Below are 20,727 nucleotides of genomic sequence, written 5' to 3'. Positions count from 1 at the left end.
TTTTTTCGTAACAAATTGCGAATTTATTAAAAAGAACTCAGTATAAATCAGGCTTTGGGCTGTAAAATCACTATTGTTAATGCGTCAAGTTTGAAAGAAGTGTATTTGAGGCTAACCGATGTCTTTGTTCAAAATTGAGAAAAAATACTCATTATTAAAATAATTATCACTTTGGGAGTATTGAAAATTTTTAGATAAAATTGTCATGCTATTTTAGTCGATGCCTGAGTATTAATTCTCATCTTATTGATAGCTGATTTTCTTGCACAAATCTAGCTACTGCCAGATGCTATCGTGGTGTGTAAGGTCTTAATCTACAAATGTTGTACCAAGAGATACGCCTGTGGATGAGATATTAGAGCGATCGCACTTCCTCAAGCAAGCATTAGTAGATTTTGTGCTTGATGCAGAGGGAGAGTTAGCCCAAGCGCTGGAAACCTTTGCAGCCCAACAATTACGGCGTGGTAGCGGTGATAACACACAACAAGACTTAACAATTGACAGTTTCCTGACTGAAGGGAAAGTTGGTAATGAGTCTCCCCTAGATTTATTTATCGCCAGTCATCCAGATTTACAAGAGAGCGATCGCAATTTACTGAAAACTTGGCATCATAGTTTTATCGGTTTATTTGCTATTAGTCAGATTTTCACTGATGGTCTAGAATTATTGAATTGGTTAACGAATAAGTCCTATTTAGTCAAACCCAATAATTCCCAAACATTGCAAGCAACTTCTCGACTGAAAGTTGGGGAAATTCTTCTAACTCGTATTTCTCCTGTTACTAATAATTATTGGACATTCACAGGTCCATTTACAATGATGGGTAAATTAGGTAAACCAAAACTAGCTGTAGCTATTGGTAATTTTAAAGAAACCTATAAAAATCACCTTTACAGTGATGCTCCAGATTTACTAGAAGCAGCTTGGGATTCCGTATATCAATATCATCAATATTTTATAGACTTTTTTGGCAGTGATGAAATTACCTTACCTGGCTATAAACTAAATAAAGAACTTGCAGCATTTCAAGAGTTAATTACTAATAAACGTTTAGAAGAATTAGGGATTGATAAAATAAAATATTTGGCTGAATTAACAGCCACAGGAGCGCAGGAAGAAATTCAAACTGTGATTGATGAAATGGGTATAGACCCCAAGGTGGCTTCGCAGATATTGAAGAACGAAAGCGGCAAAACTAAAATGGTAACGCCAAAAATTGATTTACCTGCGGAACTCAAGAACGCCGCACAATTAACAGCCATCTCTCATCCACGTTGGGGACAAACATTTTTACCAACATATAGTAAATTTCAATCTTTGTTATTAACAAAAGATTGGCAAAGTATTGAGGGTGCTGAAAAACTAGTTCGTCATTATCTGGAAGATAAAAGTATTAGTGCTTTCATTTGGTATCGTTTAGCCAAACAGTATTCTAATTCATTAGAAAAAGTTTTACAGACTGTGCTGCAACGACCAAATTTTGACATTAACAGTGATTTAGATACACTTTTGCAAGAGTTCAATAAACCTCTTGAGCCATATTTACCGGAAAGTGCTAGTGTACCTGTACATCTGCATGAATTATTTCAAGAAGCAGTGGCAGAAGTTCACAAATCTAAGCCAAAAGGTAAAGGGCAAAAGCAAGTAAATAAAGGATTTAAATAGAATTGGTCAACAGTCAACAGTCAATAGTCAAGATTTAAGGAAGTCTTATGTCTACCACCCTTTTAGAGTCTAGTTCTATCGAATCATTTTTAGGAAATGAAGCAGAAGAACTGCTGACTTACAAAGCCAAAGTGCCTCAAGATTTGTTACATTTACCAGGGCCGGATTTTGTTGATCGAGTTTGGTTGAATAGCGATCGCAGCCCTCAAGTCTTGCGGAATCTCCAACAACTCTATTCTACAGGTCGTTTGGCATACACTGGCTATCTTTCGATTCTGCCCGTAGACCAAGGTATTGAACATTCAGCCGGGGCTTCTTTTGCACCCAACCCTATTTACTTTGACCCAGAAAATATCATCCGTTTAGCAATAGCAGGTGGTTGTAATGCTGTCGCCAGTACTTTAGGAGTTTTAGGTAGTGTTTCGCGTAAATATGCTCACAAAATTCCTTTCATTGCTAAACTCAACCACAATGAATTGTTAACCTTCCCTAATCAATTTGACCAAATATTGTTTGCTGATGTGGAACAAGCTTGGAATTTAGGGGCTGTAGCTGTTGGCGCGACAATTTATTTTGGTTCAGAACATTCCACCAGACAAATTCAAGAAATCAGCCGGGCTTTTAAACGCGCCCATGAATTAGGACTGGTGACAATTCTGTGGTGTTATCTGCGCAACAACGCCTTTAAAGGCGATAAAGATTATCACCTTGCGGCTGACCTCACCGGACAAGCAAATCATTTGGGTGTGACAATTGAAGCCGACATCATCAAACAAAAATTACCTGAAAACAATAATGGTTATGGTGCAGTAGCCAAAGCAACAGGTAAGAGTTACGGTAAAACTCATGAAAAAGTGTATACCGAATTAACCACCGACCACCCCATCGATTTGACTCGTTATCAAGTTCTCAATTGCTATTGCGGACGCGCAGGTTTAATTAACTCTGGTGGTGCATCTGGTAAAAATGATTTCGCCGAAGCAGTTCGTACCGCAGTCATTAACAAACGGGCTGGTGGTACAGGCCTAATTTCTGGCAGAAAAGCTTTCCAGCGTCCTTTTGAAGAAGGTGTGAAATTGTTCCACGCTATTCAGGATGTTTATTTATCGCCAGATGTGACAATAGCTTAACTCAGCACTACTTTTTACATACATCCAACCAACCTAGAGGAAGACGTTGACTCAAGTAAGAATACTTAACATTCAAGCAGTAGTCGAAGAGTTACAAGGAAATTTATTCAATGTTGGAACTCAAGGATGTTGTAAAGCAATTATCCTGTAAAGTTGGGTTATTAATTTTAGCTGGGATAATCTGGCTAATTACCTTACCTACTACTCCTGTAGAAGCCGGTGGTTATTATGCAGAGAAAAATCACAAAGTAGAACTTTCAAGACCTTATTTTAGTAATAAGCAACGCAGACTAGACCACTATGAAGCTTCTCAACCTTATTTCGGTAACAAAGACCGGAGGAAGCAAAAAGCCAATATTCACACTCAAGATGATGACTTTACCGCCAGCCGTAAGCAAATCAGAAAAAGTAGAGGCGATTTTGAGTAAGTAAAACTTTACTTAGTTTCAGCAAAAGACGTGATAACTCACATTACTATTACTGTGATATCACGTCTTCTTCATTACTTACTGGGTTTGGGATTGAATATCAAGTTTGGCTAATTACTTAAGATATAGTTGATTTATTCAGTAATTAGTAATAAAAAATTGGCAATTAAATCGTTTTTTACAATTACCAATTACCTTTTAGATTTCCTCTAAATCCTCAGTCATACCAGGATTTATAAGTGTTATGTCATATTCACTAGCATCTGTTTGTCCTGAGCGTTGAGTATTCTTTAATAGATAGTAGATAGCGCGTACTTTTGGCCCAAAAACTATCTCGTCTTCGTTCTTTAAATCGTGGGCGGGGAGTTTGCGTCCGTTAATCATCAAGCCATTAGAACTCGGTTTACCTTTACCATCACCATCAACTATTCGATAATAATAACTATTATTGTCTTTTGGCAGTCGCACTAATGTAGCATGGCGACGGGAGACAAATTGAGATACTAGACGAATATTAGACTCTTTATCTCTACCAATAGAGTATAAAGGTTTATCCAGAGAAAATTCTTTACGACCTTGATCGTCTTCAAGAATTAGTAAATGACTTTCATGAGTTTCTGCTGTCATTGATACATCTATGCCACAGTCGATTGAAGTTGGATTCATCCAAGTTGCTTTGATTTATCGTAGCTGATTTTTTCTACACCAGCGTTAGCATAGTTTACCGTGGGTATCGCCTCCGTTGGAGCTAGCTAATTATACTCTGCACAATGACCTTATTAGCGATCGCCTCCTGTGGGCGGAGCATCATTGGTATTTGTGTGATGAGCGTAAGTGTTTATGCTGTGTGGATGTTGTTTAGTGCGATCGCCACCCTCAAAACAAAATCATCATACCCCACATATCGCCTGTGAATTTACTTGATTATGCTTCTTCTACACCATCATTCGACCTCAGAACTAGAAGATTCTCCTTTGCCGCAAGAACATTCTCACTGGAAACAGGAACGTTCTCGTTTGCAACAGAAACATTCTCGTTTAGAACAAGAACGTTCTCACTAAAAACAAGAGTACTTTAGTTGGAAATAGGAACATTCTCGTTTGCAACACAAAAGTTCGGGTTCTGAACATAAAACTTTGAGTTCAAAACAGGAAACTTGGAGATAAAAACTAGAGTGATGAGGTTGGGAAGGTAAATTTTCGTGTTCTCATTAGAGAGAATCGCGTAAAAGTGCTAAATTTTCACGCACACTCACAGTATGAGGATGATTCGCTCCTAAACTTCGCTCTAAAATATTCAAAGCTTGGAGTAACAGAGGTTCGGCTTGGTCGTACTTTCCTTGGGAATTGTAGAGTAATGCCAAGTTGTTGAGGCTAGTAGCGACATCGGGATGATTGTCTCCCAGCAGGCGTTGTCTGAGTTCTAAAGTTTGGAGTAACAGAGGTTCGGCTTGGTCGTACTTTCCTTGGGAATTGTAGAGATATGCCAAGTTGTTGAGGCTAGAGGCGACAAGGGGATGATTGTCTCCCAGCAGGCGTTGATGGAGTTCTAAAGCTTGGAGAAACATAGGTTCGGCTTGGTCGTACTTTCCTTGGGAATTGTAGAGATATGCCAAGTTGTTGAGGCTAGAGGCGACAAGGGGATGATTGTCTCCCAGCGAGCGTTGAAGGAGTTCTAAAGCTTGGAGTAACAGGGGTTCGGCTTGGTCGTACTTTCCTTGGGAATTGTAGAGTAATGCCAAGTTGTTGAGGCTAGTAGCGACATCGGGATGATTGTCTCCCAGCAGGCGTTGTCTGAGTTCTAAAGCTTGGAGAAACAGGGGTTCGGCTTGGTCGTACTTTCCTTGAGAATCGTAGAGATATGCCAAGTTGTTGAGGCTAGTGGCGACAAGAGGATGATTGTCTCCCAGCAAGCGTTGATGGAGTTCTAAAGCTTGAAGAAACAGGGGTTCGGCTTGGTCGTACTTTCCTTGGGATTTGTAGAGATATGCCAAGTTGTTGAGGCTAGTGGCGATTGAAGGATGATTGTCTCCCAGCAGGCGTTTATCAAGTTCTAAAGCTTGGAGAAACATAGGTTCGGCTTGGTCGTACTTTCCTTGGGAATTGTAGAGTTCAGCCAAGTTGTTGAGGCTAGTAGCGACATCGGGATGATTGTCTCCCAGCAGGCGTTGAAGGAGTTCTAAAGCTTGGAGTAACAGGGGTTCGGCTTGGTCGTACTTTCCTTGGGAATAGTAGAGTCCCGCCAAGCAGTTGAGGCTGGCTGCGACATCAAGATGATTGTCTCCCAGCAGGCGTTGTCTGAGTTCTAAAGCTTGGAGTAACAGGGGTTCGGCTTGGTCGTATTTTCCTTGGGAATAGTAGAGTCCCGCCAAGCAGTTGAGGCTGGCTGCGACATCAAGATGATTGTCTCCCAGCAGGCGTTGTCTGAGTTCTAAAGCTTGGAGTAACAGGGGTTCGGCTTGGTCGTATTTTCCTTGATAATCGTAGAGTTCAGCCAAGTTGTTGAGGCTAGTGGCGACTGAGGGATGATTGTCTCCAAAGCGGTTTTGTACAGTTGATAAACACTGTTGATTCCAAGGTTCGGCTTGGGTATATAACCCTTGTCCTTGATAGAAACGACTCAAGCCGATAAAAGGCCAAGTTAAATATTCATCACTAACGTATTGAATGAGATTGTTTGCTACTTCAGCTATGTGTGGTATTGCAAGGGAAACAGCGTTGATTTCCTCAAGGGTAGGAGTCTCAGGAATTTCTTGGGCAACTGCTACCATTACCTGACAAAACCATTCCTTAAATTCCTCTATCTGCTCTAAATCTGTAAGCTTAGATTGGAAAAATTCCCGCAGTAGGGGATGCAGTTGATAAATTTCTTCACCTTTGCGCTGGAGTAGATGCAGATTCAATAATTTATCATCCCGAATTTCTTCTAACTCATCCTTATCTTTCTCTGGTAAGCACTGTTCTACTAATTTCCAGGGTATGGGCGCTGCTGCAAATAAACTGAGTACACAGTCTAATTGTTTGTCATCCTCTGCTAATTCTTGCCAACTCAACTCAAAGGCGGCTTGCACTCCCCTTTGTTCTCTCATATCGGCTTCTGGCTTGACAAGTGCAGGTTGTTCTAGTCGCTTTTCCTTTAATCGCCCCATCATTTTCAATAGGGATAAATCCGGTTTTCGCGCCAGATATCGCCCCACCAACTCTAAACCCAAAGGCAAATACCCCAGCCATTCGCACAATTGATTTGCTACATCTAATTCTCTCTCAATTCGCTCTGGTGTTTCTGCCAGCAAAGACTGTAAAAACTCCAAGGCTGCATCTGGTTGTAATATATCCAAAGATAATTGCTTGATAGCTGCACCTAACTTTTTGCGGGTAGTCATCAACACTTTAAATCGGGAAGATACACCCTGTAAGTAAAGTTTAATTTGCTGGTAATCTGTAACATCATCCACCACCAGCAGCACATTACCCTCACGCCAATTCCGCCAGCAGTATTGTACTTGTGCAGGTAAATCAAATTCTTCTGGTGGGTTTAAATCAAGCTGAGTTCTGGCAAACCGCACCACTTGAACCCCCACATCCCCAGCTTTCGCCTGTAACCAGCACAGTCCACCTTTGTAGTTTTCGCGCTGAGTCATGGCATATTGCAAGGCGAGTTCTGTTTTACCCAGTCCACCCATTCCCAAAATAGCTGCAATGGCTACACTTCGACTACGCTCAGTCAGCACTTGGTTATTTTCCTGCAAAAGTTCATGGAGTTCTTGCAGTTCTTCATCACGTCCTACAAATTTCACCACCCCACTCAGGGGTAAATTTTGCGGTATTTCAGGATTTGACTTTACCCGTTCCTGTTCAGGCGACTGTAGTCAGTTGTATGTGTTTTGCGGATTATTAATTATGATTTGTTGGGCAACCATTGACCCTTTTTCAGCTTGGATACTTTCTGCTAACTTGGCAAAGTTATTAACAATTGATGGCTGCGCTTGAATTTCTGCGGCTAATTTTTGAATTTTCTCAGCACTCTGGGACTGATCTTGATTGATTGTTGCTTCTACTTCCCGTACTGATTGAGCAATTTCAGTGTCTGTATCGGCTGCGGCTTTCAACTCCAACACAGCTTGACCATAATCTAACGCCTGCTGTGTGTTTTCCTGTGACGTATTCGCTAACAAGGGCAGCTTATTTTTCTGGCGTAGCTGTGCGATTAACTCGTTACTTTTTTCTAATGCAGCTTCCCCCAGCATTTCGCCTGTTCTTTCTAAAGCCTTAGTTAAAACTATAGTAGCGATCGCAGTTCCTACGGCTGTTAAGGTTACTGGTTCCATAAGTTAATAATAATATTACGAGTTTATACTTATGTACCACAGTTTAGCGCATTAAATAACGTCGAGTCAGAAACCTAACCCCAACCCCTTCCCTTGTAGAGAAGGGGCTAACAATTTGCCAAGTACCAATCATACTTTTAAGCCTCTCCCCGCGTCGGGGAGAGGTTGGAGAGAGGTTCTTAATTTTGTTACCAGATTAACGATGAGCTAACCGCCGTAATAACAAAGAGTTAGTGACTACACTCACTGAACTAAATGCCATCAACGCAGCCGCACCAGAAGGATTCAGCACAAAGCCAAGGTTGGGAAGTAAAACACCTGCTGCGAGGGGGATACCAAGGGTGTTATACGCAAATGCCCAGAACAAATTCTGCCGGATTTTGTTGAAGGTGGCGCGGCTCAACTGAATCGATTCCACAACATCGCCAATGCGATCGCGCATCAAGACGATCTGTGCAGTTTCCATCGCCACATCTGTACCTGAGTGTAAAGCGATCCCCACATCTGCTTGCGATAAAGCCGGGGCATCATTTATACCATCCCCAACCATCGCTACTTTAGCAGCTTTTGTTTGTAGTTCTTCAATAAATGCAGCTTTTTTCGCTGGCGGAACCCCTGCGACTACATCAGCGCTATCAATACCTAGTTGTTGCGCTATGGCATTGGCAGCTTCGGTGCGATCGCCACTTAATAGCACCACCCGCAAGCCCATCTGCCGCAATTTCTCTACTGTAGCTTGAGCATCTGGTCTAATGGTATCTTGCACACCAATCAGTCCGGCTAAAGTCTCTCGAACTGCTACACCAACCACAGTTTTACCATCCGTGGCTAACTTTTGCGCTGCCTGTTGGGCTGTTTCACTTAAAGTAATACCATGCCAACTTAACCAATCCCAATTACCCAACAGCACAGTTTCACCATCCACCACAGCAGAAACACCCATTCCTGGCTCAGTATGGAAATCCACAGCTTCAGGAATTGATAGCTTTTGTTGTTTTGCCGTTTGCTGAATGGCTTTAGCTAAGGGGTGGTGTGTGCCGCTTTCGACTGCTGCGGCTAGTTGGAGGAGAGAGTAGGGAGTGGGGAGTGGGGAGTGGGGAGTGGGGGGAGATGAGGGAGATAATAATTCACCACTGCCTTCTGCCAAAACAACGCAATCGGTAACGACTGCATTACCTGTGGTGAGAGTGCCGGTTTTATCGAAAACTATGGTATCTAGCTGATGTACTCTTTCTAAGACATCGCCGCCTTTGATTAATAAACCGCGTTCTGCACCTATGCCAGTACCTACAAGTATGGCTGTGGGTGTGGCTAGTCCTAAAGCACAGGGACAAGCAACGACCATGACGGCGATCGCTAGTTTTAAACTAACAAGGAGGGGGGAGTGGGGAGTAGGGAGTGGGGAGTGGGCAGTATGGCTCATCATTGGCATACCACCGCCGGACATGACGACATCTGGCCAGATGTGTGTGCCGAAGAAGTACCAGAAGATGAATGTTAATAGAGATGCGGTGAGGATGGCGTAGGTAAAGTAGCCTGCGGCTGTGTCGGCTAATTTTTGAATTGGGGCTTTGCGGGTTTGGGCAGCTTCTACTAGGGCGACAATGTGGGCGAGGGTGGTATCATTGCCTGTACGGGTGGCTTTGATAGCGATCGCACCTGATTGGTTAATTGTCCCTGCTGTTACTGTATCTCCTGGTTGCTTAATTACTGGTACAGCTTCCCCAGTCAACATCGACTCATCCACCGTTGTCTGCCCGAAACTCACTTCACCATCAACAGGGATTTTGTCTCCTGGCAGAACTTGCAACCATTCTCCCACCTTTACTTGCTCGGCTGGGATTTCTACAGTATTTGCTCCCAATCCCATCTTCTCGGCATCTGGATTAGCAATCAATCTTGCTACTTGTGGTTGTAGTGCCAGCAGTTGTCTAAATGCCGCAGCCGCCTTACCTCTTGCTTGTTGTTCTAATGTCCTGCCCAATAGAATAAAGCCCAGCATCATTACTGGTTCGTCAAAGAAGCACTCCCAACCCATTTGGGGAAAAAACAAAGCCACTACACTGGTTGTATAGGCTGTGAGTGTTCCCAATCCTATCAAGGTATTCATATTTGGCGCATTACGTCGCCATCCTAACCACCCATCAACCACAATAGGACGGCCAGGAATTAATATTGCTACCGTTGCTAATCCAAAGTGGAACCAGATGTTATTTAATACGGGAATTGAGCCGCCAAGATTGCCTAAGTGACCAATTCCAGAAAAGACTAATAGCACCCCAGCAATGATTAACTGCCGAAATGCCGCTTGCATCTGTTGGCGCTGTCTTTGTGCTGAATCTTCTAGAGTTGATTCACCTGCTTGATCTCTAGGCTTGCGGGGCTGGCTAGGAAATCCAGCTTTTGTTAGTCGCTGTGCCAGCATATCTGGATCTACCGCGCCAACTTCAGACTCCACCACCGCTACCTCTGTAGCTAGATTCACACAGGCACTTTTTACCCCTGACTGTTGGGTAAGCTGTCGCTCTACTGCATTTACACACCCAGCACACTTCATCCCGCCAACATCCAGAATAATTTTCTCTAATGGGGGGGTTGGTTCTGGGTTAAGCTGAGTTTTTGGCACAAGTTGCATGGCAAGTGTTGAGATCCGCTACGAAGATTATACGTTTGTTATCAAACGTCTCTATTTCGAGCGTAGGCGAAATTTGGAAATATGACTGATTGTCAATACCATTAATTTTATTAAGATTAGCCTGGCATTAGTAGGCAGTGGTGTTAACTACGACTCCAACGTGTTGCATTTACGTAGGTAATCGCTGCTATCTGAAATGGCATAAAGGCAATCAGGCTTTTCCAGAAATAGTGAATTTCCCAGTTAGACATAGCACTGAAATAACCAATACCCATCAATAAGCACACAAACCAAATCAGGTGTTTACGTTTCAGCATATGAGGGAGAATAACTGTTGACTGTTGACTGTTGACTAATGACTAAATTAAAACCAACTCTGCTTATTTACTATATATGTATTGACAAATTCTTCCGGGGTTTTGTTGAGGTAGATCATGCCTTCAATTAATCCTATGAGCTGCATAATTAACAAAGTAATGCCGTAGGAAAAAGTTCCACCTACCAGTGTAATCACCAACATGATGAACCCTTCAATGGCATAACCTAAAATAAACTTATGAATACCAAAACCGCCAAAAATAATACCGCAGTAACCAGCTAATAATTGTTTGTTGGTTTGAGTAGGACTAAGATTCGCCATAGATAGTTTTCTCCTTAAAAATGCGTATAAAATTACAGTTTTTATTTTATTGATTTACTACAATATGCTTCGCTAGTAAATATTAAAATTTTTAGTAGTTCATTAGCCGAAAATGAGCTACAACAAATATAGGTGATATTCTAATAAGCTAAAATATCACTTGATACGATTGTCTTATTACATAGCAGTATTTGCTTGCAGTTATATAAACTACAACATCAGTATTACAGCTTATTGGAAAAAATTACTCTTTCAAGAGAATTAAATCCAATTGTCTATGAAAATGCTTGTAATATACCACTTTTTACAGGAACATCCGTGATAGTTCCGGAATTTTTTGACGATGGTTACAAGTATTCGTAGAGAAGGAACAGGTAAATAAGGAATCAAAGGGTACTGAGTTCTCATAGCTACCCCACGTTACATGAACAGAAATCAAATATTAGTCTTAATATTACAGGCTTTTCCCTGCTAAAACTTTTCATATATATGTAGTATTTGGGTATCGCTCACTTACTGGCGTGCTTGACTCTTTTCTCAATGCAATTCAACTTTATAAAGAAAATATAAAATAAGTTTAAATTTTATATCTCATGACTTGACGCAGATAAAAAAGTAGCAAGTGATATGGCAGAAAGCAACCATAAACCCATAATATTAACAGCCTGTTTATTCTTAATGAGTTAGGCAAAATAAAGTAAAGATTTTCACTATTGGGAGTTGGTGTTTTTCTGGAGACGGATGAGTGCGTTATAAACCTGTTGCTTTAGGTCTGCGTTACTTTGGATTTCCACAGTCATTCTATTAAATTTATCAGGAGTTAGACCGTAATCACTAACTATTTTTTGCGAATGATTACAGTAATTGACAGCAATATCTCTAGCCCTACCAGGTAAATTATTCAGACTATTAGGTTCACTACAAACAATTTGGGGAACTTCTCCATTGCCAACTATTTTCTTAATTTCTCCAAATGCTTGTTGTCGTTCTGGCTCCATTGCTAATACAGCTTGTGCGTAGCTAGTAATCTCGTTATTATTAAACGATTGATTCTGAGCATTAGCTTTCAAGTTTCCAGTACTAACAAGTAAACTAGCACTGGCGGAAATGCTAAAAAACAAAGTTTTAGCCAGTATTTTTTGCATACTAGTTTGGGTAAAAGTATGAGACATAATCTTCATAAGGTATGACACAGACAGACAGTAAAGTTATATTAATGACTCTGAATTATTTTGCCAGGTAGAAGTTCCAATCAATTACAGCAATTCACAAAAGATTTTTTTAGATACGTCGGCATACTTGACAAAGTTCGATGATTTTAATTTGCAATATTGATATTTCTGGACGGCTTTGCTTGAGGCTCACCTCTAGCTCTAGTAATAATGGTAAACAAGAAATTAGTTGCGCTACAGACAGAGATTGAACCTCTTGCTGAAGAAAATAGATGCGTTTAGGATTGCCAATCTCAGCAGCTTGGGCGATCGCTTGCGGATTGCGTTCACCACTTTCCATCATCAGCTTTACCCATAACCAAGTGCGAAATTGTCCAATTAAGGTGGCAATTATCCGCAATTCTGGTTCGGCTGCATTGATGAGATCAGCCAAGATAGTTAATGCTTTAGCTGTATCACCAACCCTAATAGCTGCGGCTAGCTGTAAGCTATTTTGGGTGGTATTTCTCACTAAGCGAGTAACAGTATCTTCTTGGATAGGGCGATCGCTATCCTCAGCATACAGGCGTAATTTCTCCATTTCATTGTAAAGCAGGCGTGTATCATTGCCTACAGCCTCAGCAATAAGTTCCGCCGATTTTGGTGTCAGCTTCACTCCCACAGTTTGAGCAGCTTGATTCACACCTTGGATTAGTAACTCTGTCTTCCAAGGGGGAATGAGGGGAAATTCCCGAAACTCAGTAGTAAATTGCTTGAGTAATTTTGTCGATTTTAGGCGTTCATCTGGTTTATTGCGGCTGGTAAGCAATAAAAAGGAATTTTCGGGAATTACAGACAAGGTACGCGACAGTTCCGCCAACACATTCTCTGGACAATTCTGTAATAGGTTAGTATTCATCAACCAAACCAACCGTCCCCCAGCACCAAAAGTCGGAGTCATGATTTGATTTAGTGCTTGGATAGGTGCGTCGCTATCTTCTGGGGAAAAAGTAGTGTAGTTAAAACTTATCCACAGGGGATCAAGAACGCGATCGCGCAATGTGGTTACAGCTTTGGCGATCGCAAAATCATCTTCACCCCAGTAAACATAAATTGGCATACTTTCTCAAAATCAATTTCCTAAACTTCGTTGAGGACTTTTTTTGGTTGGTTATTAGCTGTTGCTGGCATTCCTAGTATGCGATAAAGGCTGGGATGAAACTCTCCATGAACAGTCAACAGCATCGCCGCAATTAAAGCATTGGCTTTGAGGATAGTTTCTTGAAACTCCATCTCCACATCGGAGAGAGCGACAATTCCACCGCCTATACCAATAGATGTTTGTTCTAGTGTAAGTACGGCGGTACGAATGACTATATTTAAGTCTGCTGCACCATTCAAACCCAAAAAACCGATCGCACCTGAATAAACTCCCCGTGCTTCTTGTTCGAGTTGATCGATAATTTCCATAGTTCTCAACTTCGGCGCACCCGTCATTGAACCACCGGGAAAAGCCATCCGAATACAATCAGTAGCATCCATGTGAGGCGATAATAAACCCCGGATAGTGCTGACAAGTTGATGCACTGTGGCATAACTTTCTACATCCATTAATTTGGGAACATGGATACTCCCTACCTGACAAACTCGTCCCAAATCGTTACGTAATAAATCAACAATCATCAAGTTTTCGGCTCGCTCTTTTTCCGAGTTACGCAAACTTTCACACAATAAAAAATCTTCTTCGGGAGTTTTGCCACGGCGGACAGTACCCTTGATTGGCTTGGTTTCTACCCAACCTTGACGATCAATTTGCAGAAATCGCTCTGGAGAAGAACAGGCGATCGCAATATCACCAAAGCGGAGAAAAGCCGAGTAAGGAGCCGGGTTAATTTGGCGTAAGCGACGATAAAATGTTAAAGGATCAGGTGTAGTATCCGTGTGTAGGTGATTTGTCAGACAGACTTGGTAAGTTTCCCCTTCACGAATTTCTTGTAAACACCTGTAGATATCATTTTTATATGTTTGATACGACCGACTTAAACGGAAGGTTACAGGCTGGGATGTAGCACCCTCAAAAGGAGGTAAGGGAGGAAGTGTCAAAAGACGTTTCTCCATCAGATCAAACCAAGCTGGGGCTGATGCTGTTTCGCCTATGGGAGTCAGGTAAACTAAGTAAGTAGTTTGCTCTTGATGGTCAAACGCAATTAGGCGATCGGCTAAAAGCAAGATAGCATCGGGAACAGATGAAGTATGTACTAACTCTGCGCCGCACTCAGCCTTAAGTTCATAGCCAAAATAGCCCACAAACCCACAGTTGAAGTCAAAAGGTAACTCCTCAGACTGGCAACGTCGCCGATTAATTTCCCGTTTGAGATAATCAAAAATACTTTCGTGGGTGCGTGTCACTTTCCCCGATTGTGTCACAATCAGTTCTTGGGATTGTGTACGGTAACGGATTAGTAAACTATTTGATCCTCCACTTCCTCCCATGAAGGAGAAACGCGATAATCCTGCTTCTACTCGGCTACTATCGAGCCAAAAAGCATGAGGATCTTCGCCAAAAAGATGCACAAACGCCTGTTCAGTATTGGGAAAATAATCTAGTTTGCGACTACAAATAGTAAACTCTGGCGGTTGTGGCGGAGTATGAGGAATCGAAAAAAGTTTTCTTGCAGATGTTGAGCAATATTTACCATTTTGCTTGAGTGATATTTCCGTAATCCTTTTAAAGTTTTGCAGTAATTGATATCCATACTCACTACAAATAGATTCTGGGTGGAACTGCACACCCCATAATGGCAAATGGCGATGTCGCAACCCCATCACTAAACCTTCTTCAGTCCAAGCCACTTTTTCTAAACAACAGGGCAATTCTTCCGCAACTAGTAAGGAATGATAACGGACTACACGGAATGGTGAAGGGATATCTTGAAATAAATCACAATTATTATGGTAAACCTGACTCAATCGACCATGTTTAGGTTCTGGTGCGTGAATTATCTTGCCACCATAATAATGTCCTATTCCTTGATGACCAAGGCAAACACCCAATATAGGAACGTCTAGATATTTTTTTAGTATATCTTGACAAACACCAAAATCTTTAGGTTTTTCTGGACGACCAGGGCCGGGAGAAATAACTATATTATCAAAAACTTGTTGTTTCAACTCATGCCAGTCTAATTGGTCATTACGAACAACTAAGGGAAACTCTCCGTTAACTTCTGCAATCATCTGGTAGAGATTAAAGGTGTAAGAGTCGTAGTTGTCGATAATTAGTGTTTTAATATCGCCCATTTGAGTAATAAACAAGCAGAAGTTACATTCATACAAGTATTTATAATCATCAACGCTTTTTTAAGCTATGTAAACTACTGCTTACAGTTACACACATACTACATAGCAAGACGATAGCGCCAAAAACCGTAGTACTCGTGTAATTTTAAGTAAATAATTTAACCAACTTCTGTTTTTGACACTTGAATTTAAGTGACTTTTTCGATTTTCTTAAGAATTTATTACTTTAGTTAGAAGCGATCGCGTGATGTAAGCGTTATTTTGCTTACTAGCAGTAGTAGTAATTCACTTTCTTGGGGACTCTCAAACGACAGGATAATAATCTGAAAATTTCAGACCTATTGGCCGAAAGTTCGGGAGATTCCCAATTTACTTAATCTTTTACACAGCAGAAATATATAATAACGAATTTTAGCGAAAAATTTCTCTGATTTTTAGGTTGTAAACAACGCAGTTGAAGTTTATTTAGCTTATAGCCTAAAAGCCACTTCTGTGGCTCTGTGGTAAAAAAATAATTTATTGAACCACGGAGGCACGGAGACACAGAGAATGACTAAAAAATTTATCTACACTGATAAACTTTATACTCATAGCCATCTACATCTGATAAGGGTTTTGTTTGAGCTACGCATTTTTTGGCTGCTTCGGCTATGGGTGCATGGAAGTTGACTAACCAAACATCAAAAGGTCGTTGTAGCTGTTGCAATGTATTTTCTAAGGCTACTGTAGAGGTATTAGGGTCTTGTTCTTGATGTGCTAGGAGAAACTGGGTAGTAGTTTGGGCAGAAGGTTTCAACTCTCTAGCAATACCCATCATTTCCCCAGTTTGGACTAAGGTTTTGTGGGTTGTGGCGATGAGAACCGGAACTTGAGAATTTTGTTGAATGATCGGGACTAACAAGTCAGGACGGTAGTATTTTTGATAACCTAAATTGCTAACGACAGTGATAGCACTGACTAATCCCATCAGCCAAATTAACGCTACGGCTTTTTGGGAAGTATGCCAACAGACCGCTAAACTAGCACCTACAAGAATGATTACAGCCGGGAAATAGATAAAGTTGTAACGAGCGCCCCTGGTAATATCTATACCAAAAATATAAGTCAAAATGAAAAATAAAGCGATCGCTCCTAATACTACTCCAGTCAATAATTGAGTTGACAGACTAGCTTGGGGTTGCTGTAGTTGAAATTTATAGCCACGCACCAAAATCGGTGTTGCCCAAATAGCGAAAATTAGCATTATTAAACCGGAAACTATCACTACTGCTAGCTGTGCCGATTCTACTGGTAGTAGCACGATCATCGTTACCCAGGCAGCGAAAAGCTGAAAAAATGGGTTGAGCAAGCTTAAGCTAATGCCATCGGTTTGAATCCACTCTGTTAAACTACTACGATAGGGATTTTCTAAAAAACTCGGTAGCCAAACTAAACCAGCTATGGCTGTCCCCAAAGCAACGGCATAAATGCGCCACCAAACGGAGGAAAGAAAGACTAAAGTTTTTGCTTGTTGGGACTGTTGCCAAGCTAAAAATATCAAAACTAAGGCTTCTGCACAGAGTGTCAGAGTAAAGAAAAAATGTGTAGCGATGCCTAAAGCATTAATCCCCACCCAAGAGATGATTAACCAAAGTGGTAATAATGTCCGGTTTTGCAGGTGGCGTGTGGCAATGACTAAGCAAGATAAGGAGGCAATTACCCAGATTATGGCAAATGTGTAATGGCGTGCTTCTTGGGCTAAATAAATTGCGTAAGGTGAAACAGCCATCATAGCTGCTGCTAGGTGTCCCACTAAGCGGGAACGAAAAGCTAACCTACCTAAGCCATAGGATAGAGGAATGGAAACTGCACCTAGTAAAGCAGGAAGTGAACGCGCCGCAAACAGCGAAACGTATTTTTCTTGATTGGGGAACAAGTTCATCCACAAATGCGCCAGCACAAAATACAGTGGTGGATGGTTGTCCTGGGTAATCATGATGTGAATCACATCCCCAATAGTAGCGGCTGGGTTTGGTTGTAGGGGTTGGAGGAGAATATCAGGTGCGATCGCCTGATTTAGAGGTACTGATAAAAAACTATTCCCCAAACTAAACACTAAAGTGGCAAATTCATCAGTCCACGGGGGCTTGGCTGTCAAGTTGGTAAAACGTAAGCCTAGACCGATGATAAACCAGCCGAGTAAGAGTAGAGGATGTAACCAACGAGAAGAAGCGGTAGAGTGCCAATTATACAAACCAATCTATTCCTTGGGAGAAGCCCAGCGTGAGAATACACCAACTTGTATATATTAGACCGAGCCAACTATTTCACATCAGTTACACGCCAGCTAAGTTTGAGGTTAACCCAGAAATTCCAAATAGTAGCAACGGCGATCGCAATCAGGTTAGCAACATAGCGGTTAGGAATCAGGAAATTAAATACTAGGTTCAAAACCATAACATTCAACACCAACCCCGCCAAACAAATCACGTTGAACTTGACAAATCGCTTCAGCCTTTGATGCCATTCTTGCTGTCTAGTGGTTACATCAGCAAACGTCCAGGCATCGTTCCATAAGAAATTATTGAAAATAGCGATTTCACCGGAAATAATTTTGCTGCGAGTTAGAGGTAAAGCCAAGGTTGAGGGGTCACTGAGTAAGTAAAGCAGTCCCATATCTACAAATACGCCACTCAATCCCACCAAGGCAAAACGCAAGAATCGATCTAGAGGGAAATTAATTTTTGCCTTAACTCGACCTACACGCCCAGTAGATAAACGCAAACGTACTAGGTGATGGATATAGTCTATATACTGCTTCCAGGTAACTTTACTTTCACCCTGTTGCCGTTCGCAGAATACATAACCGACTTCGGCAATATTTCCAATATTACCCCGCCCAATTACCTCTAACAGAATTTTGTAGCCTACAGGATTGAGTACCGCCCCAACTATGCTGCTACGACGCACCATAAAATAGCCACTCATCGGGTCGGAAACTCTGCCCAACACTCCAGGTAAAATGAGCAAACCCAAAACTTGAGCGCCACGAGATAAGAAGCGTCTGACTACACTCCAACTACTAACACCACCACCATCTACATGACGGCTGGCTAATGCCAAATCTGCGCCTTGGGACATTTTCTTCAATAGTTCGGTCAATACTTCTGGAGGATGTTGCAAATCTCCATCAATTACCCCAAGAATGCCTCCTCTAGCGACTTGCCACCCCCTAACTACTGCGGAAGATAATCCCCTTTCTTGTTGTCGTCGCATGACTCTTAACTGGGGATATTCTTCTGTCAAGGCTTGGGCAACTTCCCAAGTCATATCAGGGCTATCATCATCCACAACAATTAATTCATAATCTCCTGGGATAAATTCATCTAGGGTTTGACTCAAGATTTTTACAACATTTTCAATATTATCCCGCTCTTTATAGGTAGGGATTATTAAGGAAAAATATATATCTTGCTCTTGATGATTTAACTCTACGCTATTAGGAGGTATATCAGCAACTTGTAATGAGCCAGTGGGAACTGTTAGTAATTCTTTAGTTGAATTGATATTCATGAAAGTAAGTGGATAAGAACTATATTTTTTGATTGCAGAGCAGTTTTATAAATAAGAGAATTTATAACATTTAGATTTTTAGTTATGTTTAATTAGCTAAAACAATTATTTGTTTTTTGATTATTCAAGTATGCAGCATGTAAACAAATAATATGGTTACTTTTCCCGAAACTTTACGAGTTTTTTAATATCTGTAGTAAATTTTAAAGCATTAATTTATATTAAGATATTAGCAATAATACTTAAAAATGTTTTTTTAATTAGGGCTGGCTGAATAAGGGCGAAAGATAGCAGAATGAAGAGTTTCAGGGTCAGGAAAGAAAAATAAGGTGAAAAGAAAAAGGGTAAGATAAGTAAAAATCCTTGTAGCAAGTTGCGTTAAAATGTATCGAAGAGCGCAAAAGCAAGAAAAAGCAGCAGAAAACTTTGAACTACCCTTTGGGGGAAAACTAGCGTCAGATAACCGATGGGTAATCATGGCGAACATGATACCTTGGTCAAAATTTGAAGCAGAGTACGCAGAAATATTTTCAGCAAGAATGGGAGCGCCAGCCAAAACATTTAGAATGGCGTTGGGAGCATTAATAATTAAAGAAAAATTAGGAATAAGTGACAGAGAGACAGTAGAACAAATTCGGGAGAACCCGTATCTGCAATACTTTATAGGAATGTCAGCATATAGTAATGAATCTGCATTTGACCCGTCAATGCTAGTTCATTTTAGAGAAAGGATAGATATAGAATTAGTCAATAAAATCAATCAAGAAATAGTCAGGAAGATGTTAGAAAATAAACAGGAGGTAGAAGTAAGAGCAAAAAAGCCAGAGGTCGAGGATTCAAAAAGTAAGCCAGCCAATAGAGGAAAATTAATATTAGATGCTAGTTGTGCGCCAGCAGACATAAGTTATCCGACAGATTTAGGATTATTAAATCAAGCCAGAAAGCAAACAGAAACAATCATAGATACATTATATAAGTCCTTATTAGTAAGAAATATCAACAAACCAAGAACCTACAGAAACAAAGCAAGAAAGGATTATTTAGCAGTAGCCAAGAAAAGAAAACCAACAGTTAAAGAAAGAAGGAAAGCTATCAGAAAGCAACTGCAATATATCAACAGAAATTTAACTCATATTCAGCAGCTAATAAATTTAGGTGCGTCACTATTAAAACTGAGCAACAGTCAATATAAGATGTTGCTAGTAGTAGCAGAAGTTTATCGTCAACAGTTATGGTTATATGAAAATCAAAAAATTAGTATACAAGACCGCATTGTCAGTTTAAACCAACCACACATTCGTCCGATTATCCGAGGTAAAGCCGGGAGAACAGTAGAGTTTGGGGCTAAGTTTTCAGCTAGTTACTATGATGGCTATGTATTTTTAGACCATATTAGTTGGGACAACTTTAACGAATCAGGAGACTTAAAATCACAAGTAGAAGCATACAAAAACTACACCGGATATTATCCTGAATCAGTTCATGTTGATAAGATTTATCGGACGAGGGAGAATCGAGCTTGGTGTCAAGAAAGGGGAATTAGAATTAGTGGCCCACCACTAGGTAGACCCCCCCAAAATGTCAGCCCTGAAAAGAAGAAACAAGCCGCTTATGACGAAAGGATTCGTAATTGTATTGAGGGCAAGTTTGGACAAGGTAAACGAAGATTTAGCCTTGGTAGAGTTATGGCTAAACTTCCTCATACTTCTTTCACCGCTATTGCCATAACTTTTTTAGTTATGAATCTTTCTACTCTGCTATTACGGCTTTTTTGTGTATTTTTTTGCCTATTTTTCAAAACTGAGTCTTTTTTTACTTCTTCTATTATCGAAACTGATATTTCATTAAACCTTAAACAACAAAAACTTATCTTTTTTCTGGACTGACTACTTAATCAA

Annotated in this window: 17 protein-coding genes; 6 read left to right on the top strand and 11 right to left on the bottom strand. The window is 40.8% G+C overall.

Annotated elements, in window-relative coordinates:
• Nucleotides 1-343: 343 nt before the first annotated feature.
• From NSMS1_RS15985 to NSMS1_RS15975, 3 genes are all read left to right on the top strand, one after another.
• Nucleotides 344-1,666 carry a hypothetical protein gene (locus NSMS1_RS15985; protein WP_224085538.1) on the top strand — a complete coding sequence of 441 codons (1,323 nt, stop codon included), beginning with the start codon at nt 344-346 and terminating at the stop codon, nt 1,664-1,666.
• Between the two features lie 47 nt (nt 1,667-1,713).
• On the top strand, nt 1,714-2,796 hold the full coding sequence (locus NSMS1_RS15980; protein ID WP_224085537.1) for a class I fructose-bisphosphate aldolase: 1,083 nt from the start codon (nt 1,714-1,716) through the stop codon (nt 2,794-2,796).
• 110 nt (nt 2,797-2,906) lie between these two features.
• Nucleotides 2,907-3,224, top strand: a complete 318-nt coding sequence (locus NSMS1_RS15975) for a hypothetical protein (protein WP_224085536.1) — start codon at nt 2,907-2,909, stop codon at nt 3,222-3,224.
• A 198-nt stretch (nt 3,225-3,422) separates the two neighbouring features.
• Here the strand turns inward: NSMS1_RS15975 and NSMS1_RS15970 are convergent, their stop codons facing one another.
• On the bottom strand, nt 3,423-3,890 hold the full coding sequence (locus NSMS1_RS15970) for an FHA domain-containing protein (protein WP_224085535.1): 468 nt from the start codon (nt 3,888-3,890) through the stop codon (nt 3,423-3,425).
• Between the two features lie 104 nt (nt 3,891-3,994).
• Here NSMS1_RS15970 and NSMS1_RS15965 point away from each other — a divergent pair, with 104 nt between their 5' ends.
• Both NSMS1_RS15965 and NSMS1_RS35115 read left to right on the top strand, forming a co-directional pair.
• Nucleotides 3,995-4,138: a hypothetical protein gene (locus NSMS1_RS15965; protein ID WP_224085534.1), complete on the top strand. Its 144-nt coding sequence runs from the start codon at nt 3,995-3,997 to the stop codon at nt 4,136-4,138.
• A gap of 12 nt (nt 4,139-4,150) precedes the next feature.
• Nucleotides 4,151-4,285 carry a hypothetical protein gene (locus NSMS1_RS35115; RefSeq protein ID WP_263432513.1) on the top strand — a complete coding sequence of 45 codons (135 nt, stop codon included), beginning with the start codon at nt 4,151-4,153 and terminating at the stop codon, nt 4,283-4,285.
• A gap of 149 nt (nt 4,286-4,434) precedes the next feature.
• On the opposite strand, the gene NSMS1_RS15960 is transcribed toward NSMS1_RS35115, so the two are convergent.
• From NSMS1_RS15960 to NSMS1_RS15915, 10 genes are all read right to left on the bottom strand, one after another.
• Nucleotides 4,435-7,020 (bottom strand): tetratricopeptide repeat protein, encoded by a 2,586-nt coding sequence (locus NSMS1_RS15960; RefSeq protein ID WP_224085533.1) that lies wholly within the window; start codon nt 7,018-7,020, stop codon nt 4,435-4,437.
• Nucleotides 7,021-7,092: 72 nt separating this feature from the next.
• Complete coding sequence (locus NSMS1_RS15955; RefSeq protein ID WP_224085532.1) at nt 7,093-7,551, bottom strand: hypothetical protein; 459 nt, start codon at nt 7,549-7,551, stop codon at nt 7,093-7,095.
• Nucleotides 7,552-7,747: 196 nt separating this feature from the next.
• On the bottom strand, nt 7,748-10,186 hold the full coding sequence (locus NSMS1_RS15950; RefSeq protein WP_224085531.1) for a heavy metal translocating P-type ATPase: 2,439 nt from the start codon (nt 10,184-10,186) through the stop codon (nt 7,748-7,750).
• 143 nt (nt 10,187-10,329) lie between these two features.
• Entirely contained in the window at nt 10,330-10,503 is a 174-nt protein-coding gene (locus tag NSMS1_RS15945; RefSeq protein WP_224085529.1) for a hypothetical protein, read from the bottom strand.
• A 47-nt stretch (nt 10,504-10,550) separates the two neighbouring features.
• Complete coding sequence (locus NSMS1_RS15940) at nt 10,551-10,826, bottom strand: TM2 domain-containing protein (RefSeq protein ID WP_224085528.1); 276 nt, start codon at nt 10,824-10,826, stop codon at nt 10,551-10,553.
• Nucleotides 10,827-11,536: 710 nt separating this feature from the next.
• Nucleotides 11,537-11,971 (bottom strand): DUF4168 domain-containing protein, encoded by a 435-nt coding sequence (locus NSMS1_RS15935; protein WP_317986517.1) that lies wholly within the window; start codon nt 11,969-11,971, stop codon nt 11,537-11,539.
• Between the two features lie 136 nt (nt 11,972-12,107).
• The gene (gene holA, locus NSMS1_RS15930; protein ID WP_224085523.1) at nt 12,108-13,097 is read right to left on the bottom strand and encodes a DNA polymerase III subunit delta; all 990 of its coding nucleotides are present in this window, start codon (nt 13,095-13,097) and stop codon (nt 12,108-12,110) included.
• 20 nt (nt 13,098-13,117) lie between these two features.
• Nucleotides 13,118-15,277, bottom strand: coding sequence for an aminodeoxychorismate synthase component I (gene pabB, locus NSMS1_RS15925; RefSeq protein ID WP_224085521.1), 2,160 nt, complete (start codon nt 15,275-15,277; stop codon nt 13,118-13,120).
• A 562-nt stretch (nt 15,278-15,839) separates the two neighbouring features.
• The gene (locus NSMS1_RS15920; protein WP_411908631.1) at nt 15,840-17,510 is read right to left on the bottom strand and encodes a phospholipid carrier-dependent glycosyltransferase; all 1,671 of its coding nucleotides are present in this window, start codon (nt 17,508-17,510) and stop codon (nt 15,840-15,842) included.
• A gap of 68 nt (nt 17,511-17,578) precedes the next feature.
• Nucleotides 17,579-18,829 (bottom strand): glycosyltransferase, encoded by a 1,251-nt coding sequence (locus NSMS1_RS15915; protein WP_224085520.1) that lies wholly within the window; start codon nt 18,827-18,829, stop codon nt 17,579-17,581.
• Between the two features lie 383 nt (nt 18,830-19,212).
• Between NSMS1_RS15915 and NSMS1_RS15910 the strand changes: the two genes are divergently transcribed.
• Entirely contained in the window at nt 19,213-20,715 is a 1,503-nt protein-coding gene (locus tag NSMS1_RS15910) for an IS5 family transposase (protein ID WP_224085439.1), read from the top strand.
• Nucleotides 20,716-20,727 lie beyond the last annotated feature (12 nt).

The organism is Nostoc sp. MS1, assembly GCF_019976755.1.
Lineage (GTDB): Bacteria > Cyanobacteriota > Cyanobacteriia > Cyanobacteriales > Nostocaceae > Trichormus.
Note: the sequence above shows the minus strand (reverse complement) of the source record. Positions and strands in the feature narration are given on the sequence as shown.